15 protein-coding genes, 1 tRNA gene and 1 pseudogene are annotated in these 22,546 nt (G+C 47.7%); 6 read left to right on the forward strand and 11 right to left on the reverse strand.

The genetic code is table 11. The features are described 5' to 3' along the window. Positions 1-6: 6 nt before the first annotated feature. Positions 7-762 (reverse strand): Fe-S cluster assembly ATPase SufC, encoded by a 756-nt coding sequence (sufC, locus tag L6466_RS12850; RefSeq protein ID WP_091816501.1) that lies wholly within the window; start codon positions 760-762, stop codon positions 7-9. A 142-nt stretch (positions 763-904) separates the two neighbouring features. On the opposite strand from sufC, the gene L6466_RS12855 reads away from it, so the two are divergent. Together L6466_RS12855 and L6466_RS12860 are read left to right on the forward strand one after the other, a co-directional pair. After that, positions 905-1,597, forward strand: coding sequence for a hypothetical protein (locus tag L6466_RS12855; RefSeq protein WP_091816504.1), 693 nt, complete (start codon positions 905-907; stop codon positions 1,595-1,597). Next, complete coding sequence (locus L6466_RS12860) at positions 1,594-3,678, forward strand: ATP-binding protein (protein WP_237802652.1); 2,085 nt, start codon at positions 1,594-1,596, stop codon at positions 3,676-3,678. The genes L6466_RS12855 and L6466_RS12860 overlap by 4 nt, the downstream gene beginning before the upstream one ends. Here the strand turns inward: L6466_RS12860 and sufB are convergent. The 9 genes from sufB to L6466_RS12905 form a co-directional block, all read right to left on the reverse strand. Next, the gene (sufB, locus tag L6466_RS12865; RefSeq protein WP_091816509.1) at positions 3,603-5,108 is read right to left on the reverse strand and encodes a Fe-S cluster assembly protein SufB; all 1,506 of its coding nucleotides are present in this window, start codon (positions 5,106-5,108) and stop codon (positions 3,603-3,605) included. The genes L6466_RS12860 and sufB overlap by 76 nt on opposite strands. A 431-nt stretch (positions 5,109-5,539) precedes the next feature. Next, positions 5,540-6,208, reverse strand: a complete 669-nt coding sequence (locus L6466_RS12870; RefSeq protein WP_091851213.1) for a four helix bundle suffix domain-containing protein — start codon at positions 6,206-6,208, stop codon at positions 5,540-5,542. Positions 6,209-6,962: 754 nt separating this feature from the next. After that, positions 6,963-7,142: a hypothetical protein gene (locus tag L6466_RS12875; RefSeq protein WP_237802651.1), complete on the reverse strand. Its 180-nt coding sequence runs from the start codon at positions 7,140-7,142 to the stop codon at positions 6,963-6,965. Between the two features lie 60 nt (positions 7,143-7,202). Beyond that, a complete protein-coding gene (locus tag L6466_RS12880) occupies positions 7,203-10,886 on the reverse strand; it encodes a chitobiase/beta-hexosaminidase C-terminal domain-containing protein (RefSeq protein WP_237802650.1) in 3,684 nt (1,227 codons plus the stop codon). 254 nt (positions 10,887-11,140) lie between these two features. After that, positions 11,141-11,920 carry a M15 family metallopeptidase gene (locus L6466_RS12885; protein WP_237802649.1) on the reverse strand — a complete coding sequence of 260 codons (780 nt, stop codon included), beginning with the start codon at positions 11,918-11,920 and terminating at the stop codon, positions 11,141-11,143. Between the two features lie 51 nt (positions 11,921-11,971). Further along, complete coding sequence (gene infB / locus L6466_RS12890; protein WP_237802648.1) at positions 11,972-14,899, reverse strand: translation initiation factor IF-2; 2,928 nt, start codon at positions 14,897-14,899, stop codon at positions 11,972-11,974. Positions 14,900-14,936: 37 nt separating this feature from the next. After that, the gene (gene nusA / locus L6466_RS12895; RefSeq protein ID WP_091851221.1) at positions 14,937-16,196 is read right to left on the reverse strand and encodes a transcription termination factor NusA; all 1,260 of its coding nucleotides are present in this window, start codon (positions 16,194-16,196) and stop codon (positions 14,937-14,939) included. Positions 16,197-16,208: 12 nt separating this feature from the next. Beyond that, the gene (rimP, locus tag L6466_RS12900) at positions 16,209-16,679 is read right to left on the reverse strand and encodes a ribosome assembly cofactor RimP (protein WP_091816527.1); all 471 of its coding nucleotides are present in this window, start codon (positions 16,677-16,679) and stop codon (positions 16,209-16,211) included. A 111-nt stretch (positions 16,680-16,790) separates the two neighbouring features. Next, entirely contained in the window at positions 16,791-18,452 is a 1,662-nt protein-coding gene (locus tag L6466_RS12905) for a S41 family peptidase (protein ID WP_091816529.1), read from the reverse strand. A 172-nt stretch (positions 18,453-18,624) separates the two neighbouring features. Here L6466_RS12905 and L6466_RS12910 point away from each other — a divergent pair. The 4 genes and pseudogenes from L6466_RS12910 to L6466_RS14335 all read left to right on the forward strand — a co-directional run. Continuing rightward, positions 18,625-18,701: transfer RNA gene (locus L6466_RS12910), tRNA-Asn, on the forward strand. 217 nt (positions 18,702-18,918) lie between these two features. After that, a complete protein-coding gene (locus tag L6466_RS12915) occupies positions 18,919-19,359 on the forward strand; it encodes a DoxX family protein (protein WP_091816532.1) in 441 nt (146 codons plus the stop codon). Between the two features lies 1 nt (position 19,360). After that, positions 19,361-19,993 (forward strand): flavodoxin family protein, encoded by a 633-nt coding sequence (locus L6466_RS12920; protein WP_237802647.1) that lies wholly within the window; start codon positions 19,361-19,363, stop codon positions 19,991-19,993. A gap of 38 nt (positions 19,994-20,031) precedes the next feature. Beyond that, positions 20,032-20,127: pseudogene (locus tag L6466_RS14335) on the forward strand (hypothetical protein); the annotation flags it as partial. A gap of 99 nt (positions 20,128-20,226) precedes the next feature. Here the strand turns inward: L6466_RS14335 and L6466_RS12925 are convergent. Continuing rightward, entirely contained in the window at positions 20,227-22,443 is a 2,217-nt protein-coding gene (locus L6466_RS12925) for a glutamine synthetase III family protein (RefSeq protein ID WP_237802646.1), read from the reverse strand. Positions 22,444-22,546: the final 103 nt, after the last annotated feature.

The raw sequence follows: 22,546 nt of genomic DNA on the forward strand, positions 1-22,546 counted from the left end.
TTAAGACTACTCCTCTCCCACTTCTTCCTTAATCCAGTCGTAGCCGTGCTCCTGAATCTGGACAGCCAGCTCAGGGCCACCCGTCTTCACAATCTTTCCCTTGTAGAGCACATGCACGAACTGAGGCTTGATCATCTCCAGCAGTCGGTCGTAGTGGGTAATCACGATGCAACTGGTCTCTGGTGTCTGCAGTTTGTTCACACCCTCGGCCACAATACGCATTGCATCCACATCCAGACCTGAGTCTGTCTCGTCAAGGATGCTCAACTTCGGTTCCAGCATAGCCATCTGGAAAATCTCATTGCGCTTCTTCTCACCACCGCTAAAGCCCTCGTTTACCGAACGGTTAGCCAGTTTTGAGTCGAGCTCTACCACCTTACGCTTCTCGCGCATCAGCTTCAGGAACTCAGCAGCATTCAGAGGTTCCAGTCCCTGGTACTTACGCTTCTCGTTGATGGCAGCCTTCATGAAGTTGTTCATGCTGACGCCAGGAATCTCCACAGGATACTGGAAACTCAGGAAAAGACCCTCGTGAGCCCTGTCCTCAGGTTTCATCTCCAACAGGTTCTTGCCGTTGAAGAAAGCCTCACCCTCAGTCACCTCGTAGAGTGGATTACCCACGAGCACAGCGCTGAGCGTAGACTTACCAGAACCATTAGGACCCATGATAGCATGTGTCTCGCCATCATTAATCACCAGGTCAATACCCTTCAATATTTCTTTATCGCCAATCTTGGCATGCAGGTTTCTTACTTCTAACATCTTAAGTAATTATTCATTTCAGAGTGCAAAGTTACGGAAAAACATAAGAAATTCAAAGAGAAAACGCAAAAATCCTCCATAATATTTAGTTTTCTCATTTATTATGCTTAACTTTGTCGCGAAAATATCTACCGATCAAAAAATGGAACAGGCAATCTACATTGTTACCCTTATACTGACCGGACTTATCAACTTGGCCATGGGGGGCATCCTTTTTGTAGGCAATAAGGCCTATCGCCAGCAAACCGTATACCTTCGTGCACGTTTGCTGACTATCTTGTGGCTCGTTGCTTTTGGCTTAGGCTACTTCATCCAGGCCATCTTCCTATGGCGCTACACCTGGCCCACTGCCGCATCGGCACTCACCGTGAGCTTCTTCCATATCGGAGCCATCTGTTTCAACTGGGGCTATATCCCCCTGCTTAATCCGAATTACCTGACGAAGGGCGTCGTGATTCGCGACCTTCTTATCTATGTCGTAGGCCTTATCACCTACTGGACCGTAGCCATGCTGTGGCACCATGCGCCAACGTATGTCTGCCTGGCCTTCTGCATCTTCTTTGCCTATGCGGCCTGGTCGGTATTCACGTTCTACAGGACCTACAACCGCGTGAGTCTCCGCATGATACGCATGACATCCGGCAACGTGATGCAATTCATTCGTTGGATGCAAGTATGCTGCGACTGTATTGTACTCTTTGGTATAGGCAGCGTGGCTATCACCGCTATTTTCCCCAACGATATCATCCCCTTCCTCCTGCTCCTCACATCAGGTGCAGGCATGTTTATGTATATTGCCTATTCCATTAGCAATTACGGAAAATATCTCTCATGAAGAAAACCAGCCTTATCCTTTTCCTGTTGGCAACCTTATCCATCATCACCACGTTTTGTTCCTGTGGTGAGAAATACGTCATCGTCGCCAACACCAACCAGGCCGACAGCCTCATCAACATAGCCTATAAGAATCACAACTATGATAGTCTGATTATCCTGGCTGACAGTATGCAGAAGACCGGCGAGCTGTCTGACATGAAGGCTTGCTACTGGCGCGGCTATGCGTTCTCGCGTCAGCAGAAGATGCGCCTGGCAGAGAGCAACTGGCAACGTGCCATCTCGCTCGACATCCAGACAGACGAGGATAAGGAATACTATGCGAAGTCGGCCAACCGACTGGCAGGCATCCTGCTGCTCAAGGGCGAATATGAGGCCACGATGAAGGTGGCCATCCCTGCCATGGAGATGATGAAGGAGGCAAAACTGGACGAGACTTCCGACTATACCTATCTGCTGGTCACCCTGGGTTGCTGCCAACTGAAACTGGAGAAGCCTACAGAGGCCGCCGTGAATTTCGACCAGGCCTACCTGCGCTATTCCCAAATGACCACCAAAGACCCTACGGCCAGCCAGTATACCAATGCCATAGTGGGTGTTATCACCATTACGGATAATTACCTCCTGCAGAAGCGTTTCACAGAGGCTTTCTATTGGGTTTCACACCTAGAGGAACTGCTCAACCAATACCAGATGTTGCCTGATGCCGAACAGACCTTCTTCGACAAGCAGAAGACGCGCCTGAACCTCTATCGTGCCACCGCCCTGGAGGGACTGGGACAGCATGCCGAGGCAGCAAAGGCCTACGACAAGGCCCGCCTGACCGACTATGCCAGGACCAACGAGGGTAAGTTGGAGGCTACCACCTATCTGATGGCAGCTAAGCGCTGGGAAGAGGCAGCCCATAATTTTGAGATTTTCGACGAGCAGGTCAGCAAATACGGCATCAAGCTCTCGCTCGACATCATCCAGCATTATCTCCTGCCGAAATACAGGGCTAATGTAGGTGCTCAGCAACTCGACTCTGCCGTATACATTGGTATGGAGATCTGTACGGCCCTCGACAGCGCTATCGTACAGACGCAGCAGGACGAGGCCCTGGAACTGGCCACCCTCTATAACCTGCAGCAGAAAGAGACGGTCTTCGTACAGCAGAAGGCTGATATGGCACGCCAGCGCATGGTGGCCACCATCGTAGCCCTCGCCCTGATTATCCTGTTCTTCGTGCTGATTATCTTCTTCCGCCATAAGGCTGCCATGCGACTGGAGACGGCTTACTACCAACTGGAGATAGCCAACGAGAAGACCAAGGAGTCATCGCGCATGAAGACCTCGTTCATCCATCAGATGTCGCACGAGATACGTACGCCGCTGAATATCCTGAGTGGTTTTGCGCAGATTATCTCTACGCCCGATATCAAGCTCGACGAGGAGACCAAGCAGGACATGAACCGTAAGATCATGGAGAATACCGTGCGCATCACCGAACTGGTCAACAAGATGCTGGAGATGAGTGAGGCCAGCAGCAAGACGGTGATAGAGCGTACTGAAAACATCCCTGCCACCCAGATTGCCGTTGAGGCGATGAATGCCTTCCCCATTGGCAATAAATACAAGATTCCAATTGACCTGCAACAGGATAATAGTACTAACGACGTACGTATCCAGACCAACGAGCAGGCTGCTACGCGTGCCTTGGTGCTGCTGCTTGACAATGCCGAGAAATACACCAGGGAGGGTGCCATCCATCTGAAGGTTGACGTGCCTTCAGACAAGGTTGTACGCTATACCGTTGAGGATACTGGCATCGGTGTGCCCAAGGCCGAGGCCGAACATATCTTCGAGGAGTTTGTGCAGCTCGATGAGAACAACGAAGGCACGGGTATCGGTCTTACCGTGGCCCGCAGCATAGCCAACCGTCTGGGTGGCGACGTCGTCCTTGACACCACTTATACCAGCGGTGCCCGTTTCATCATGACATTGCCTTTAAATAAGGTGGGATTTTCCTATCCTACGGTACCCTCCAGCGATACGCTGAGCAGTTTCTGTGCCTCTACGGCAAACTCCATCGGCAGTTTCTGAATCACCTCTTTCGCATAGCCGTTGACAATCAGTCCGACAGCCTGCTCGGTAGGTATGCCGCGCTGGTTGCAATAGAACAGTTGTGCCTCTGAAATCTTTGAGGTCGTAGCCTCGTGCTCAAAGATAGCCGTATCATTGTGAACGTCCATATAGGGGAAGGTATGTGCACCACAGTCGGAACCCAGCAGCAGCGAGTCGCATGATGAATAGTTGCGCGCATTATCTGCTGTAGCAGCAGCACGCACCAGTCCGCGATACGAGTTCTGCGAGTGTCCTGCCGAGATACCCTTCGAGATAATCGTCGACTTGGTATCCTTGCCCAGGTGAATCATCTTCGTACCCGTATCGGCCTCCTGATAGTTGTTGGTCACGGCCACGCTATAGAACTCAGCCTGTGAACGGTCGCCGCGCAGGATGCATGAGGGATACTTCCAGGTGATGGCCGAACCCGTCTCTACCTGTGTCCACGAGAGTTTGGAGTCCACACCACGCAGGTCGCCACGCTTCGTCACCAGATTCAGCACGCCGCCCTTACCGTTCTCGTCGCCAGGGTACCAGTTCTGCACGGTAGAATACTTCACCTCGGCACGGTTCATCACGATAATCTCCACGATAGCCGCATGCAACTGGTTCTCATCGCGCATCGGGGCCGTACAGCCCTCGAGGTATGATACGTAGGCATCATCGTCGGCAATAATCAGCGTACGCTCAAACTGACCCGTATTTCTGGCATTGATACGGAAATAAGAACTCAGTTCCATAGGACAGCGCACGCCCTTGGGGATATAGACAAACGAGCCATCGCTGAAGACGGCCGAGTTGAGTGCGGCAAAGAAATTATCCTTATAGGGAACCACCGTGCCCAGGTACTGACGTACCAGGTCAGGATGCTCCTTGATAGCCTCACCGATAGAACAGAAGATGACGCCCTTCTCACGCAGTTTCTCCTTGAAGGTAGTCTTCACGGACACAGAGTCCATGATGGCATCCACGGCCGTATTGCCGCTCAGGGCCAGGCGCTCTTCCAAGGGGATACCCAGTTTATCGAAGGTCTTTGTCAATTCAGGGTCTATTTCAGCGGTAGCAGATTTTTCACTATTCACTTTTCCCTTTTCCTTCGACTTAGCCATGGGGTCGGCATAATATGAAATGGACTGATAGTCAATCTCAGGCACATGCACATGGCCCCACTTAGGCTCCTGCTGCTCTTTCCAGTAGCGGAAGGCCTTCAGGCGGAACTCCAGCATCCATTCCGGCTCACCTTTCTTCGCAGAAATCAGTCGCACCACATCCTCGTTCAATCCCACGGGAATCACCTCGGTATCGACATTTGTTGTGAAACCAAATTCGTATTTCTGCTCAGCAATACGGCGCACCAGTGCGTTGTCCTGCTCGGGCTGATTCTGTATCTTCTGATTGTTATCTTCCATTCTCAAGTTCTTTTCGGTCTGCAAAATTACAAAAAAAACTCCACTCCTACCCCATTTTCACCTATTTTAAATAAAAAAGGCCGATGTCCACTTGGACTCAGCCTTTTTTGCGTATATTTCAGGTAGTAGAATATAAAATTATAGTAAACCAATGTTATCATCTTTATCGAGTGCAAAGATAAAGCAGATTTTTCAATCTTGAAAGCATTTTAAGTTAAATTGTGTTAATCTGCTGTATTTCATCGAATAATCCTCGATTTTTATATGTGTTATTTCGACATTTATCGTGTTCATTTTAAGATTCTACTACCCTCAGTATAACATTGTACTACAGATACTTAACTAGGAGTTCTAGGACTGTTTAGGCTAACCTAGGACCACCTAGGATTTCCTAGGAATGCCTAGGGTTTCCTAAAAATGCCTAGGGTTTCCTATACCTTCCTAGGCTTCCCTATCTCTCCCAACAACCCCTCAAGCTCCTTAATTCTAGCTTTTAGCTGCAGATTCTCAGCTTCCAAGGCACGCAGACGCGCATCCACCTCCTGACGATAGCCTGTACGGGCCGCATGCATACGTTCCTTGATACCACCCTCCGTCACAAAACGATGCTCCAGTTTCTCCAAATAGGCACACATCATCTTGTCTGTCTGATGACAAAGAGTAAGCAGTAGATTCGCCATCTCCTCATCATTCATTTTAGCGACCAATGGTTCATAGTCACTAAAGTCATTATGAGAATGACAAAAGACTCGAAGTCGTTGCTGTCGTTCGTTATTTGCTGGCCATATCGAAAGATGGTGTGTATTAAGGTAATCCAGATAATCTGACCGTAATTCCTGAAGACTGCCTCGTGCCACATTCAGCAGTTTTATCTCCATCTCCGAACTGGTCTGGCCATCTTCACTACCCTCAACAATATTTTGTTTGCCACTACGTGCAGCCTGCACCATTTGGTCTACTGTACGATCACCATAAAGAGGCAGGAATCGATGGCAGAAATCAACTGTCAATTGATAGATTGCATCACTCTTACGGTAGAAATACAGGTCTCTCCAAACTACAGCTTTCTTTAATACCTTACCCTTCGTATTGTATTCCATAGTGCAAAGGTACGAATAAGCGTGCGAAATGCAAAAGGAAAGCATACCTTTCTTTTCATTTCAGAGCTAAAGTACCTAAAACAACACTTTGACGTCTCTCACTTATCAAGAAAAAAACGCCTGTCTCCATGTTTTTTCTTGTTAGTGGTCGTAACTCGTCGTTTCTCTATCAGTAACTCGTCGTTTCTCTTTATTCCGTACGTAGGCGACGGACTCAGAGTTCGCGGACGACGTACACGGAGTACGTCAACGACGTATTTTGTCTATTTTGTCTTGCACGGTCATTTGGTCATTTGGTCATTTGTCAAAATCGAAAACTGACTGTCAAAATCCGCCACTATAATATAAATATTTATATTTATATATAGTGAGCAATGACCGCGTTCCCGAAATTGATTTTGACCAAATGACCTTGACCAAATGACCACAGATTGTAAATAAGACAACTATCCGAAACATGGAGTCTTCATGGGAAAAAGTACAAGGGCTGCATCTCGTCGAGGCTGTGACAATTGTGACAATTGTGACAGTCATTTTTGCGCACTTGGTGGAGAAGGGCTTAGTAATAAGAATAGAAGTAAGTAAGTAAATAATCAATTATCTATTTCATTATTAATATCATCATCTATTATCATCTCTATCCTCATCTGCGTGGAAGAAGAAAAAAACGCGTTGTCATTTGTCACAATTGTCACAAATCCTGTGAGACATTAAAAAAAGACCGACATCCTTGCGAACATCGGTCTTTAATGATTTATTCTTCGTCATCCCAGAAACTATGACGAGAAAGGTTATTACCCGTTTCATCAGTAGTTTCATTGAAGTCATCCTGCTGAGGTGTTTCACTTGAAGTATCCAAGGGTGAACTTGCCAGCATATGGATTGTATGAATCTTTGTAACCTCCGTAGAGGGTGTCATATATTCCTTTTTCATAATTATATCCTCGTTCTATTTACATTAATTACCATTAATAACTCATTAATTGAACATTAATTACTTTACAACGATCTTCTTACCGTTCACAATGTAGAGACCCTTTGTAGGCTTAGCAATCTTGCGGCCCTGCAAGTCGAACATGCCTTCTGCATCTTCCTTCACAGCCTTTACATCAGCGATACCCGTTGTCTCGTCGTCCAATGCAATGAATGCACGAGCAGTAGAACCTTCCACATCCTCAGCACGCAGATAAGCAGAATTTGCGCGAAGAGTAAAGTCATTGGTGTTCTTATAGAAGCCGATACCTTTAGAGCCCTTCATCAGCACGAAAATCGTTCCAGCATCCTTCGGAGTATCTGTAGTGACACCTACCAGCAGGTTCGACACAGCCTCAGCACTAGCGCATACAGGTACATTTGCAGTCTCACCTCTTACCAGCAGACCTGTATTAGCAGGCACCTTACCCGTCACCTTATTGAACTTCACAGCGCTGCCATACTTAGAAGCAGTGTAAGCAGTCAATGTAGTGACGTTGGTGAAGTCAAGAGGAGCAGAAGAGCAATAGGTTGCCCAGCCAGCAGCAGAGATAGCAATCTCTTTGGTATTGGTAAGTTTAATATTACCAAGACCAACATTACCGCTTGATTTTGTTGTATAAATCCACTTGATATAGCGAACATCTGCTGACAAATCGAACTTTTCTGATTGAGTATCACCCAAGTCAGAATATGCACTCAAATCTGAATAGTTCTCTCCGTCTACTGATGTCTGAACCTTAAACGTACCACCAGAGAAAGTATTACCCTTAATATCGAACGACAATATACCAGGTATTTCGTTAATCTTCAATACAAGATAATCTCCCGTACCATCAAATTTTAATTTTGGAGAGGTATTATAATCAGAACCCAAACCAGATTGGGTAAGTCCTATAATAGAAGCAATATCATCTTTACCACTATTAAAGCTAAATGGCAATTCTGCATAATCAGGAAGATTAATGGTATAAGTTGCTGAAGCCACTGCACTATTTGCCATTCCATCCTTAACAGCAATTGCTTTGATATTCATCGTTTCATCAACAGAAATAGGCGCAGAATACTTATTGCTTGAAGTTGTAGGCTCTGAGCCATCTATGGTATAGTAAATATCTGCTTCCTCTGTATCTGTACTGATTGTAACTGTCTGTATTGAGGTATAGGTACCTTCTGCCAAAGAAAATGTTGGGGTAGCAACGGGAGCAGCTACTGTATAAGAGGCCTCAACCACATCACTATTGGGGAATCCATCCTTAACTGCAATTGCCTTAATTGTCGTGGTTACATTGATAGTGATAGGAGCAGAATAAACACCACTTCCCGTTGTAGGATCCGTGCCATCCGTAGTATAATAAATGGTTGCACCTTCAGTAGTAGTACTGATTGCCACAGTCGTTCCTGCAGCAACAACTCCTGCAACAGGTGAGAAAGTAGGATTCAACACCTTAGCTTTATGAGTTACAAGTCTGCTACCAGTATTGAACTCATAGGTAGAACCATACAACTTGATATCACCATAAACAACAACCACATCTCCTATCTTCACGTCATTCACGCTTGTGAAATTAGCACCATTTAAGCCTTTACCCCTATAAATCTCGAATTTATCAGTTTCTGTTCCATCATCTGAAATCCAATAATTCATAGAACCACTGCTCAGAGTTGAGCCACCTTCACAAACGATACCAGCAACATATACATCCGTAACTCCTTCACCAGCATCAATAGCAGCACGAGCCTGAGCAACAGTATAAGGATTGCCCTCTGTTCCAGGAGCATTCGGATCGTTATTAATAACAGTCATTTCGTAAGTAGCTGTCTTCTCGCTAAAGTCACTATTACCTGCATAAGTAGCAGTAAAGGTAACAGTACCTTTATCTACAAGAGTAACAGCACCAGTAGTAGCATTGATTGTAGCAATTTTGTCATTATCGACACTCCAAGTAACAACAGCACCTTCAACAGGCGCATCATTATAGGTAACAGAGGCAGAGAGACTACCTGCATCTGTTCCTGCGAACACGTTAGTATTTGTGATGCCTGTCGCATCAATTGTCACAGTAGGCTCAACAAGATTCTTCGTTGCTGTAACAGAAGCTATCTGACTCTCATCGCTATTCAAAACAGCCTTTGCGTAGATTGTCTTTGTCTCTGTAATCGTCAGAGGAGCAGAATAGTCACTCCAATTAGTACCATCATAGCTATATTTAATATCAGCACCATTAGTTGCGCATGTAATTGTTGCTGTGGTAGAGAAAGTGAAAGGATTAGCAGCAAGAGTAATCTCTGGGCGCTCCACAGTAGCTGCAACGGGAGCAGACCAGTAGTAGGTCGTGCCCTGATTACCAATTGTATAGTTGACCTCAATTGCAGAAACTTGTGAATTGCTACTAGAACCACTCACCACAAAAGTTGCAGAAGTTCCAGATACTGAAATTGGAGTAGCACTTGTTACATCATTATTATTATATTTCAACTTATTACCTGTATAAGTAATTGTAGCACTTGTCAATACGCCATTTGATGTTGTAATCGTAAAGCTACCATTATCCGTGGCATAGAAACGCCAATTATGAGGAGTTGAGGTATTATAGAATTTTGAATTATTTCCATTACTAGCGCCTTCAATTGTTACATTCTCATCCGCCTCAATTGTAGTATATTTTGTACCACTTGTCCAACCTTTAGCAGATGCATAATCTGAGATAGTTACGCTTGCAGTTTTGTTCTGTACTCCACTGGCACCTTCTGTTTTCGAATAAACAGGATATAATGTAATATCTGCAGTAGGTGTATAGTCTCCTGCTGGAATAATTGTAGGAGTCGTTGTAGTTTCATCAGGAATATTTGTCTCACTCCATCCAGCAAATGTATATGAACTAATAGCAGAACGTGTCGGCAGTGTTACTTTTGCGCCATAAGAAGCCTGAGTCACAGAACCACCATCGGAGAAAGATACAGTATACTTTGGAAGTGCATTAACAACAATACCGTATTTAGCAGTCTTTGTTATGTCACCCTCTGTATAACTTACAGTTACCTCCTGATTTCCAACAGAACTCATATCGTAACCAGAGAAGGTAGCACTACTCGTTACATTCTTAGTACTCAAGTCCTCATAAGAAGCAGTCACCGTCATTCCCTCATGACTAAAAGCATCCCCTTCATTAAAAGAAGTAGGATATGATCCAGAGAGTGCAATAGATGCCAATGGAGAAGCTGCCGCGGCCTCTTCTAACCAAATATCAGTCTGTGTATTACCATACGAACCAAATTGAGTACCAGAGTTATTTTTTTGAATAGAAAAGTTACCTTTAGAAAGTCGAATCTTACTAGACTCATTTGACGCCGTAAACGTTGAAGCAGAAGATACCACTTGTACTTTACCATTGTCTTTACTATCCTTTAACGAAAGATAGTTTCCTGATTCGAACTGAATAGTCCAACTAGTTCCACTTCCACTGAACGTAAATATAGCTGCGCTCGCCTTATCAGAAACAGCAGTTCCTGCTATAGAGTTGGTTGTTGAGGAACCATTAACAGACAAATAGTAATCTTTTCCACCTGTAGTTGCTCCAATATAATACTTCTTACCAGAAACTATATTATTATAGTCTGTAACCTTATCTGCCCAACCACTCAAACTACCTACTATTAGGGCACATAGCAGGAGCGTCGTTTTTAATAAGTTAAAATGTTTCATAGCTGTATAATTGAGTTTACTATAATTTAGGTCTATGGGAGCGCTAAGCGCCAACATAATGGTTGAGATATATGACGATGCAAAGTTAGTGTATATTCATTAAAACGCAAAAAAAATATTATGTTATTTTGTTATTGTGTCTTTTAAAAAAAGTTATTGTGTCTTTGTTCTTGTGTTACTCTGTCTTTACAAAAAAAAGAGCACGCCAACCTATCTGCTGACATGCTCTCATTATTTTGTATAATCCGTAAGATTTACTTCAGTTGCTTCACTGGGAAAGTGAAGTAAGTATCGGGGAATGGTTCGTTGGCTAAAGTGAAGTGCCACCACTCGCTGTCCAGCGGTTTGAAGCCGTGACGAAGCATAGCCTCGCGCAGAATCATGCGATGGCGGAACTGCTCTGGGGTGATGCTGCGACCAGCAGGCGATTTAGAGTTATCGCCTGTGTATTCGCCCGTCTCAGGATTGCCACAGAAGTCAGGATGACTCTCAGGGCCGAACCAGTCGAACGTGCCGCCCATGTCCAGCTCTTTCTCTGTCTGCATGTCGAAGAGCGTCAGGTCAACGGTAGAGCCACGCGTATGCCCACTCTTCTCGTAGATATACTCCTGTTCAAAGAGCACGCTCTTGTCAAGATCGGGATAGAAGAAGGTCTTCATCAGCGTGTCTGAGACATTCTCTGCCCAGCGCACAAAATGATCGACACCCTTCTGCGGACGATAGGCATCATAGATCTTCAGGCGATAGCCCTGACTGATGACGTCGTCGCTGACAGCGCGCAGGCTGTCGGCAGCCACGCGGGTGAGCAGTGCCGTAGGCTCCAAGTAGCCGTCAATACGTGCACCTACGAAATTGTAGGTGCCGTAATAACGTATCTCAAGGATGGCATCGGGCACGGCATCGGTGAGCGTTACAAACTGACTGGAATCGTCAGTAGGACTGACCACATCCTCGTCGCGATTTGACCCACATGCGCTCAGCACCACAACAGCGCAAAGCAGCACAAAAGCAGTCCAAAATCCTTTCTTCTTCATAGCGGTAGCAAATTATTCACTTTTCACTTTTCACTATTCCCTTTTCCCTTCTTACAGCTTCTGCTCCACCTCAATCTCAGTGAACGTCTCAATCATATCGCCCACCTGGATATCGTTGAAGTTGACCAGAGAGATACCACACTCCAAACCTGTAGCCACCTCCTTAGCGTCGTCCTTATAACGCTTCAGGGCGTCGATAGGAGCGGTGTGAACCACGATACCATCACGGATCACGCGAGCCTTATCCTTGTTGTGTACCTTACCCTCGGTAACCAGACCACCGGCAACGGTACCAACCTTCGAAATCTTGAATACCTGCTTCACCTCGATGAGACCAGAAACGATCTCCTTCTTCACCTTGTCGAGCATACCCTGCATGGTAGAACGCACATCGTCGATAGCATCGTAGATGATTGAGTAGGTATTGATCTCCACACCCTCGCGCTCAGCCAAGCGGCGAGCCTCACTTGAAGGACGCACCTGGAAGCCCACGATGATAGCCTGAGAAGCAGAGGCCAGCATCACGTCGTTCTCTGAAATCTGACCTACGGCCTTAGAGATAACGTTGACCTGTACCTTCTCGGTAGAGAGCTTGATGAACGAGTCTGAGAGGGCCTCGATAGAACCGTCGGTATCACCCTTAACGATGATATTGAGTTCATGGAACTCACCCAGAGCGATACGGTGTGAGAGTTCGTCCAGACCAAGCTTCGTCGTGGTACGCAAGCTCTGCTCACGCTGCAACTGGATACGCTTGTTGGCAATCTCACGAGCCTCCTGCTCACTCTCCATCACATGGAACGAGTCACCAGCGGTAGGTGCACCGTTCAGACCCAGGATGATAGCGGGCTCAGCAGGACCGGCCTTCTCAATGCGCTGGTTACGCTCATTGAACATAGCCTTCACCTTACCCCAGGCAGTACCTGCGATAACAACGTCGCCCACCTTCAGCGTACCATTTGACACGAGCACGGTAGACACATAGCCACGACCCTTGTCGAGAGAAGACTCGATGATAGAACCAGTAGCCTTACGGTTAGGATTAGCCTTCAGGTCGAGCATCTCGGCCTCGAGCAGCACCTTCTCCAGCAGTTCATAGACACCAATACCCTTCTTGGCACTGATCTCCTGACACTGGTACTTACCACCCCACTCCTCTACGAGCAGGTTCATATTGGCCAGGTCCTCACGGATCTTGTCGGGGTTGGCACCTGGCTTATCAATCTTGTTGATAGCAAATACCATAGGTACGTTGGCAGCCTGGGCATGAGCGATAGCCTCCTTGGTAGTAGGCATCACAGAGTCGTCGGCAGCCACGATGATGATAGCAATATCGGTAACCTGAGCACCACGGGCACGCATAGCCGTGAAGGCCTCGTGACCAGGAGTATCCAGGAAGGTGATACTCTGACCGTTCTTCAGCGTCACGTTGTAAGCACCGATGTGCTGGGTAATACCACCAGCCTCACCGGCAATCACATTGGTATTGCGGATATAGTCGAGCAACGAAGTCTTACCGTGGTCAACATGTCCCATCACCGTGACGATAGGTGCACGAGAAACCAGATCGTTCTCATCGTCCACCTCCTCAGTGATAGCCTCCTGCACCTCGGCAGAAACATATTCTGTGGTGAAACCAAACTCCTCGGCAACGAGGTTGATGGTCTCTGCATTCAGACGCTGGTTGATAGACACCATGATACCCACAGACATACAGGTACCGATGACCTTCACAACAGGTACGTCCATCATGGTTGCAAGTTCAGACACCGTAACGAACTCAGTGAGCTTCAGCACCTTGCTCTGTGCTGCCTCTGCTGCCATCTCCTCGCTCATACGCTCCTGAACAGCATCGCGCTTCTCCTTACGGTACTTGGCACCCTTCTTGTTCTGAGAGGTCTTTGAGGTCAGACGGGCCAGCGTCTCCTTAACCTGACGTGCAACATCCTCTTCGTTGGCCTCGATAGAGCGAACAGGCTGGCGGTTCTTGTTCTTCTTGTTCTTACCGCCCTGCTGCTGGTTGTTGTTATTGTCCTGGAAGTTCTGGTTGCCTCCCTTGTTCTTATTCTTCTTGTTGTTGTTCTGGTTCTGACCCTGCTGTTGCTGCTTTGCAGCCTCCTCAATGTCAACCTTACCGCCACGGATGCGCTCGCGCTTACGCTTCTCGCCTGGCTGTCCGTTGTTGGCACCGCCATGCATCTGAGCAGCCTTCTCCTCGCGCTGCTTGCGCTTCTCCTCCTTCGTCTTCTTCTTAGGACGAGTGCTCTGGTTCAGGGTTGAGAGGTCAATCTTACCCAGTACGTTCACCTTTGGAGCCAACTTGGCCTCGCTCTTCAGGGTGAAGATCTCAGGACCATCGTTAGCAGGCTCTGATTCTGCGGGAGTTTCTTTTGCCTTGGGTGCTTCAGCCTCCTTAGCCTCAGGAGCATCATTTGACACTTCCTCAACAGGAGCCTTGACAGGTTCCTCCTTGACAGGCTCTGGCTCTGCAGGCTTCACGGGCTCTGCCACCTCAGGCTCGGCAGGCTTTACAGCCTCCACTTTCTTCTCCTCCTTCACTACGGGAGCCTCGGGCTCGGCAGGTGCCTCGGGCTCGGGTTTTGTCTCTACAACAGGTTCGGCAGCCTTTGCCTTGGGCTTGTTCAGACTGTCGAGGTCTATCTTGCCCAGGGGCTTGAACTGCTGACGGGCAGGTGCAGCGTCGTCGCTTTTCTCCTGAGCGGGTACCGCATGTTTCTCAGCAGGCTTCTTATCCTTCTTCTCCTTCATCTTGGTGAAGAGTTTCTCGGCCTGCGTCTTCACGGCCTTGTCGCCACTAAACTCACGCACCAGCGCCTCATACTGTTCGTCAGTAATCTTGGTATTGGTGGTAGCGTCGTCGCGAATCTCGCCCAGACTGCTCTTTTTCTTCAGGAAATCAACTGCCGTTTGAAGTCCTATATTCAGTTCTGTTAATACTTTATTTAATCTTACTCCCATTTAGTCGAATTGATAATTGATAATTGATACTTGATAATTATTCGAACTCCGCACGGAGCACTTCCAGCAGATGGTCAACGGTCTCTTCCTCGAGGTCGGCCTTCTCAATGAGCAGCTCACGAGGAGCGTTGAGCACTTCCTTAGCAGTGTCGTAACCCAGAGCCTTGATAGCATCGATAACCCACTGGTCGATCTCGTCGCTGAACTCGTCGAGGTAGATATCCTCGTCGGTCTCGCCCTCGTTAACCACACGGAATACGTCGATAGTGTGCTCTGTGAGCATAGAAGCCAGTTTGATGTTCATACCACCCTTACCGATAGCCAGTGAAACCTCCTCGGGCTGCAGGTAAACCTCAGCCTTGTGGTTAGCCTCGTCGAGCGTGATGCTGGTAACCTTGGCAGGAGAGAGGGCACGCTGGATAAACAGTTGTACGTTGCTGGTGTAGTTGATCACGTCGATATTCTCGCCACCAAGCTCACGCACGATACCGTGTACACGACTACCCTTCACACCTACACAAGCGCCTACGGGATCAATACGGTCGTCGAAGCTCTCAACAGCAATCTTGGCACGCTCACCTGGCATACGGGCCACGCGACGGATAGCAATCAGGCCATCAGCGATCTCGGGCACCTCAGCCTCGAGCAGACGCTTCAGAAAGTCAGGACTGGTACGGCTCAGCATGATACGAGGATTATTGTTCTCGTTTTGCACCTCCTTCACAACGGCACGTACAGTCTCACCCTTACGATAGGTGTCAGAAGGAATCTGGTCGCCCTTCAGCAGGTGGAGCTCGTTACCCTCATCGTCCATGAGGAGCACCTCGCGCTTCCACATCTGGTAAACCTCACCACTGATAACGGTGCCTACCTTATCCTTATACTTCTGATAGAGGGCATCGTGATCGAGCTCCAGAATCTTTGAAGCCAGCGTCTGACGCAGGTTCAGGATAGCACGACGACCGAACTTAGTGAAGTCTACAGCCTCACTAACCTCCTCGCCTACCTCGTAGTCGGGCTCAATCTTCTGAGCCTCGGTGAGAGAAATCTCCTTGTTCTCGTCCTTCACGTCACCATCGGCTACTACCACACGGTTACGGTGGATCTCAAAGTCACCCTTGTCAGGGTTTACAATCACGTCGAAGTTCTCGTCAGAACCAAACATCTTGGCCAGCACATTGCGGAAGCTCTCCTCGAGCACGCTCACCAATGTGGTACGGTCAATATTCTTGGTTTCCTTAAACTCCTGAAAGGTCTCAAACATGCTGGGACCTGCAATTTCTTTCTTTGTTGCCATTTATCTGTTTTTTTATTTAAAATTCAACACGTACTTTGTAGATTTTACCTCATCCATAGAGTAGGTCTTGTCTACTTCCACTTTCACAGGGCGCTTCTTGCCCTCAGGAATCTGCTTCTCCTGAGTAGAAATGACGAACGTACGGCCCTCTACGCTTTTCAGCACACCTACAATCTTCTTGCCATCGGCATCAATAACTTCTACATCATCGCCAACGTGGTTAGCATACTGCTGCTCCACCTTGAAAGGCTGTCCCAAACCGGCACTGCCTACCTCCAATTCATAGTCGCCCATCTCGTCGCCTACCTTCTCCTGAAGGAAACGGCTCAATGCGGCACAATCCTCAATCCATACGCCATCGGCATGGTCGATCTCGATGACGATACGGTCGTCATCACACATCTCAATGTCTACCAGGAAGTAGCCCGACTGACCTTGCAGCCACTCTTCCGTTAAAGTCTTTAATGTCTCTTTCGTTATCATTCTAACGGTTATTTAAACAAGAATGAGAGGCCCTTGCGGGTCTCTCATTCCACTGAACGGGTGCAAAGGTACGACTTTTTCCCCATTCCTGCAAATTTTTCTATGTATATTTTACTTTTTCTGCCTAGGTTCCAGTATTTTACGATATTCAGCGGGGGTCTTCAGCAGGCGCTCGGCTTCCTTCAACTGCTTGTCGTAATTGAGCCCAGCCTCGATACTGCCACGCTGGTAATAATAGGCTCCAACGATGTCGAGTTCCAGAATCTGCTGGATGGTTTCACGATGCTTATCCAGGTCGCTGGCCACGTCGTGCTTCAGCTTCTTCTCCAGAGCCTCGAAAGCCTCCTTGGCATCGTCGTAGTAGCCCTCGAACTTCGCCGTCTTTACCAGTTCATCAAACTGTTTCTGCGATACTGGGTCGTAAGAGAAGCCACTCTCTATGACTCGCTGGCGGAATGCCTGCCAGTCGGCATCAGTCAGATGGAAGTCCTTTGCGGGTGCTATCGTGGGATGATGATCAATATAGTCCACCACATAATCGAAGAGCACCTCCGTAGAATCCAGTCCGCCAGCCGAGAGGTAATAGGCGATATTCGGCATGGTGTCGTTCTTCAGTTCCACATCGGGCTTGATTCCACCGCCATCGCGCACCTCACGTCCGCCACGGGTATAGAAGACGTTCGTCAGGGAATCGGCAATACGCTCCTTACCGTTACGCTTATAGTTCACCGCCTGGATACAACGGCCAGAGGGAATATAATAATGAGAGGTGGTAATCTTCACGTTGGCATTATAGGGCAGGTCAAGGGGCACCTGCACCAGTCCCTTACCGTACGTACGCGTACCTAATACTACTGCACGGTCCAGGTCCTGCAGCGCACCACTGGTAATCTCTGAAGCCGAGGCTGTCTCGCCATTCACCAGCACCACGATAGGCATCACTGTATCCACTGGCTCCAGGCGCGTCTTATACACACGGTTGGCCTGGCGCACCTTGCCACGATTCTCAACGACGGTCTGTTCCTGGGGCACCCAGATATTCACAATATCCACAGCCTCCATCTCGGAACCGCCGCCATTACCACGGAGGTCGAACACCAGTCCCTTGGCACCCTGCTGTTTCAGTTCTACGAAAGCACGACGTACACTCTTGGCGCAGCCCTCCGTAAACTGATTCAGGTTGATATAACCTATAGAGTCTGGACGCATGCCCCAATAAGGCAGTTCGGGCAACTTGATATTCCTACGGGTAATCTTGAACTTCATCTCCTTACCGGTAGAGGGGCGCTTCACCTTCAGCACGAAGGTAGTGCCGGCATCACCACGCAGATGCGAACTGACATACGACACCTGCTTGTCGGTCATCACGGAGTCATCGATACTCAGGATGATATCACCCTTCTTCAAGCCCACCTCTGCTGCAGGCATCCCCTCGTAGGGCTCGTCAATCACTACATGCTTCAAGCGGGTGTGATATTTCACCAGCGCACCGATACCTGCATATTTACCGGTCAGCATCATCTTCAGGTTCTTTGTCTCCTCCTCAGGATAATACTCGGTATAGGGGTCCAGTGAGCGCAACATCCCGTCAATGGCTGCCGTCATGGTCTGCTTGGGATTCAATGTATCCACGTAAAACAGATCCAGATTACTGTACAACGCATTGAAAATATCGAGATTTTTACCCACCTCCAACTGATGATTGGTCTGAGCTGAGACTGTCAGGGGCAACATCAGTAGTGATATCAGTATGGTTTTTATACGCCTGTTCATATCTTTATATATTATTTTGCCTGCAAATTTAGCGCATTCTACTTAAAAATGCACCTTTTTTCCCTACTTTTTATAAAAAAATCACGTTTCATTGAAAATTTTTCCCGAAAAGTTTGCAGAATTCAAATTTTCGCCGTACCTTTGCACCCGCAATCGAGAAAACGAAAGCACTGCTTCAGTAGCTCAGTTGGTTAGAGCACCTGACTGTTAATCAGGGGGTCGTTGGTTCAAGCCCATCCTGAAGCGCCAAATCCTCAACTTAGGTTGAGGATTTTTTATTTTCAGGAGGTTTTTATCAAATCACAGTCTTTTTACTACATCACATGGACTTAAAGATTTAAATATATCGTAAGCGATATTTGTTAAATACTTATAAATAATCAACTTAAATCGCTTGCGATATAATTTTATTTCTTACCTTTGCACCGAAATAATAAGTTAAACACAAAATTAAACGAGAAAACAAATGAAATACGTAAAGTTACTAGCCCGATTAGTATTAGGTATGTTTATGACTTATGCAGGCACTGCCCACCTGACAATAGCCCGTCAGGAGTTCGTAGCACAAGTGCCCACATGGATACAGTTCTCACCAGCCTTCACCGACTTCGTCGTTCTGGCGTCGGGCGTCGTGGAAATCGCACTGGGTCTGAGCATGCTATTTATGGTCAAGAGGTTCCGCCCCTTAGTAGGCACATTACTGGCACTGTTTTATATTCTGATCTTCCCAGGCAACATCAATCAGTATGTTAACCACATCGATGCTTTTAATCTGAACACCGACAACGCCCGTCTGATACGCCTATTCTTCCAGCCAGTACTCATTGCATGGGCACTCTGGTCAACCAACGGTTGGAAATACTGCAAGCAACTGATACAAAAACAACATAATGAAAACAGAGAATAAAATGAAGAAAATTATTGTTATTGATGGCGGTCCACGCAAGAACATGAATACGGCTGTCATGTGTGAGAAATTTGCCGAGGGTGCACGCGATGGTGGTGCCGAGGTGAAGGTAGTACGTCTGTACGATATGAACTACAAGGGATGTATGTCGTGCATGGCATGCAAGTTGAAGGGAAAAGCCAGCAACATCTGTAAGTTTAAAGATGCGCTGACTCCTGTACTTGAAGAAATTGCCACAGCCGATGGCCTGGCACTGGCATCACCCATCTACTTCGGTGGAGTAACAGCCGAGATGCACGCCTTCCTCGAGCGTCTGGAATTTCCTTGGCTTTCATACAATGACTACAGCCTGACTGCACCAAAGAAAATGCCCGTGGTACTGATGGAGACGATGAACGGTACTCCCGAACAGAACAACAGTCAGGGCTTTGGCGCTAAAGAGATGTGTATCACCGCTGCACTTGGACAGCCTAAAAAACTGGTAGCCTATAACACCTGCCAGGTAAAGAACTACGATAACTACGAGTTGGGAATGTTTTCCAAGGAAGGCAAAATGCAGTGGCGCAACGAGCACTGGGAACAGGATACACAAAAAGCCTACGAAGCTGGTAAGCGTATGGCTGAGGCTCAGTAGAGACACTCCATTCCCCTCTCCTACCCGACAATCTCTACGTCTGCGATGCATCACTCCTGCCTCAGTCATTAGGACTTCCCCCTATTCTCACCATCATGGCATTAGCCAAACGCATAGCCAAACACATTCTATAACAGGTCACCCCTTCCTCTTGGCAGATAGTGAGGAGAGAGAAATAAAAAAGTTCCGCAAGCTTCAACTTACGGAACTTTCGCTTTATAGAATTTGTATCCTTAACGGATGAATAGCAGTTCACGATATTTTGGCAAGGGCCAGAGGGCATCATCCACGATGAGCTCCAACTTATCAATCTGATAGCGAATCTCGTCAAGATAAGGCTCTACTTTGTCATGGTAGACAATAGCCTTCTCATGCTCGTCAGTAATCTTGTTGGCCTTCTTGCGAGCCTCAACCAACTCCTCTACACCTTTCTCGATAGCAGAAGTACGCTCTGAAATCTCCTGAATAATCTTCTTGTTGCGAGCAGAAAGCTTATCAGCGGTATCAATGGGGAACACAACAGACATGTGGTTCAGGTTGGTAAGCAACTCACTCTGGTAGCGTGTAGCCACAGGGATGATGTGGTTCATAGAGAGGTCACCCAGCACACGAGCCTCAATCTGAATCTTCTTGGTGTAGGTCTCCCACTTCACCTCGTTACGAGCCTCGAGCTCTTTCTTAGTCATCACACCCAGACTCTCAAACATCTTGATGCTGGCCTCGTCAAGGTAACGCTCGAAGATCTTGGGACAAGACTTCTCTACGTCCAGACCGCGCTTCTCAGCCTCAGCTACCCACTCGTCAGAATAGCCGTTACCATCAAAGCGGATAGGCTTACAGGTCTTGATATCCTCGCGCAGCACGTCGATAATAGCGTGGAAGGTGGCACTGTGCCCGGTACCCTTCAATTTATCTGCAAACTCAGGAATACGGGCATCCACACGCTTCTTGAAGTCAACCAGAGCCTCAGCAACGGCACTGTTCAGGGCAATCATCGCGCTGGCACAGTTGGCCTCAGAACCTACGGCACGGAACTCAAAACGGTTGCCTGTGAAGGCAAAAGGAGATGTACGGTTACGGTCGGTATTATCAATGAGCAACTCTGGTATCTCAGGAATATCCATCTTCATGCCCTGCTTGCCAGCCATTGCCAACAGATCGTCCTTGTCAGCCTTCTCGATATGATCAAGCAACTCAGAGAGTTGTTTGCCGAGGAATGAAGAAACGATGGCAGGAGGTGCCTCGTTGGCGCCCAGACGGTGAGCGTTGGTAGCACTCATGATAGAAGCTTTCAGCAAACCGTTGTGGCGATAAACACCCATCAGCGTCTCAACAATGAATGTAGCGAAGCGCAGGTTGGCCTCAGGTGTCTTACCAGGTGCATGCAGCAGCACACCCGTATCAGTACTCAAGCTCCAGTTGTTGTGCTTACCGCTACCGTTGATACCCGCGAAGGGCTTTTCGTGCAGCAGTACGCGGAAGCCATGCTTACGAGCAACCTTTTTCATGACCGACATCAGCAGCATGTTATGGTCAACAGCCAGGTTGGTCTCTTCGAAGATAGGAGCCAGCTCAAACTGGTTGGGCGCAACCTCATTATGACGGGTCTTAACGGGGATACCAAGTTCCAGAGCCTCGAACTCCAAGTCCTTCATGAAGGCCTGCACACGCTCGGGGATAGCACCGAAATAGTGGTCGTCCATCTGCTGGTTCTTTGCAGAGTCGTGTCCCATCAGGGTACGACCAGTGAGCAATAGGTCTGGACGGGCAGCATAGAGGCCCTCGTCTACAAGGAAGTACTCCTGCTCCCAACCCAGGTTGGAAGTGACCTTCTTCACTGCAGGATCAAAATAATGGCAAACATCTACAGCAGCTACGTTCACAGCGTGCAGGGCACGCAGCAGAGGTGCTTTATAGTCGAGGGCCTCACCGCTATAAGAGATAAACACGGTAGGAATACACAAGGTATCGTCGATAATGAATACAGGAGAAGTAGGATCCCATGCAGAGTAGCCGCGAGCCTCGAAGGTAGAACGGATACCACCAGAGGGGAATGAAGAAGCATCAGGCTCCTGCTGGACCAGCAGTTTTCCGCTGAATTCCTCTACCATACCACCCTTGCCGTCGTGCTCAATGAACGAGTCGTGCTTCTCGGCAGTACCTTCAGTCAGAGGCTGGAACCAGTGCGTATAGTGAGTGACGCCATTCTCGGTAGCCCACTGCTTCATACCGGCAGCAACAGCATCGGCCACGGCTCTGTCAAGACGAGCGCCATTGTCCATCACATCAATCATCTTCTCGTACACGTCCTTAGGCAGGTACTTGTACATTTTCTCACGATTGAAGACCTTCTTGCCAAAATACTCGCTAGGTCTCTCACTTGGTGCTTTTACGTCGAGTGGCTTCTTTTTGAATGCCTCTCCGACAACCTGAAATCTTAATGCTTCCATCTTTTTACTTTTTGGTTACACTTTGTTTATTTACGGCTGCAAAGTTATATCGTTCTGTCAGATTATCCTTTATTTTGCTTGCAACAAAAATCTAAAAACTTTT

Source organism: Prevotella communis, assembly GCF_022024175.1.
Taxonomy (GTDB): Bacteria; Bacteroidota; Bacteroidia; order Bacteroidales; family Bacteroidaceae; genus Prevotella; species Prevotella communis.

Bases quoted from the DNA above. Each gene is read 5' to 3' on its own strand.
- nusA (WP_091851221.1), bottom strand. From the start codon at position 16,196: ATGGCAACAAAGAAAGAAATTGCAGGTCCCAGCATGTTTGAGACCTTT.
- rimP (WP_091816527.1), bottom strand. From the start codon at position 16,679: ATGATAACGAAAGAGACATTAAAGACTTTAACGGAAGAGTGGCTGCAA.
- sufC (WP_091816501.1), bottom strand. From the start codon at position 762: ATGTTAGAAGTAAGAAACCTGCATGCCAAGATTGGCGATAAAGAAATA.
- L6466_RS12885 (WP_237802649.1), bottom strand. From the start codon at position 11,920: ATGAAGAAGAAAGGATTTTGGACTGCTTTTGTGCTGCTTTGCGCTGTT.
- L6466_RS12915 (WP_091816532.1), top strand. From the start codon at position 18,919: ATGAAATACGTAAAGTTACTAGCCCGATTAGTATTAGGTATGTTTATG.
- L6466_RS12855 (WP_091816504.1), top strand. From the start codon at position 905: ATGGAACAGGCAATCTACATTGTTACCCTTATACTGACCGGACTTATC.
- L6466_RS12905 (WP_091816529.1), bottom strand. From the start codon at position 18,452: ATGAACAGGCGTATAAAAACCATACTGATATCACTACTGATGTTGCCC.
- L6466_RS12875 (WP_237802651.1), bottom strand. From the start codon at position 7,142: ATGAAAAAGGAATATATGACACCCTCTACGGAGGTTACAAAGATTCAT.
- infB (WP_237802648.1), bottom strand. From the start codon at position 14,899: ATGGGAGTAAGATTAAATAAAGTATTAACAGAACTGAATATAGGACTT.
- L6466_RS12870 (WP_091851213.1), bottom strand. From the start codon at position 6,208: ATGGAATACAATACGAAGGGTAAGGTATTAAAGAAAGCTGTAGTTTGG.
- L6466_RS12920 (WP_237802647.1), top strand. From the start codon at position 19,361: ATGAAGAAAATTATTGTTATTGATGGCGGTCCACGCAAGAACATGAAT.
- sufB (WP_091816509.1), bottom strand. From the start codon at position 5,108: ATGGAAGATAACAATCAGAAGATACAGAATCAGCCCGAGCAGGACAAC.
- L6466_RS12925 (WP_237802646.1), bottom strand. From the start codon at position 22,443: ATGGAAGCATTAAGATTTCAGGTTGTCGGAGAGGCATTCAAAAAGAAG.
- L6466_RS12880 (WP_237802650.1), bottom strand. From the start codon at position 10,886: ATGAAACATTTTAACTTATTAAAAACGACGCTCCTGCTATGTGCCCTA.
- L6466_RS12860 (WP_237802652.1), top strand. From the start codon at position 1,594: ATGAAGAAAACCAGCCTTATCCTTTTCCTGTTGGCAACCTTATCCATC.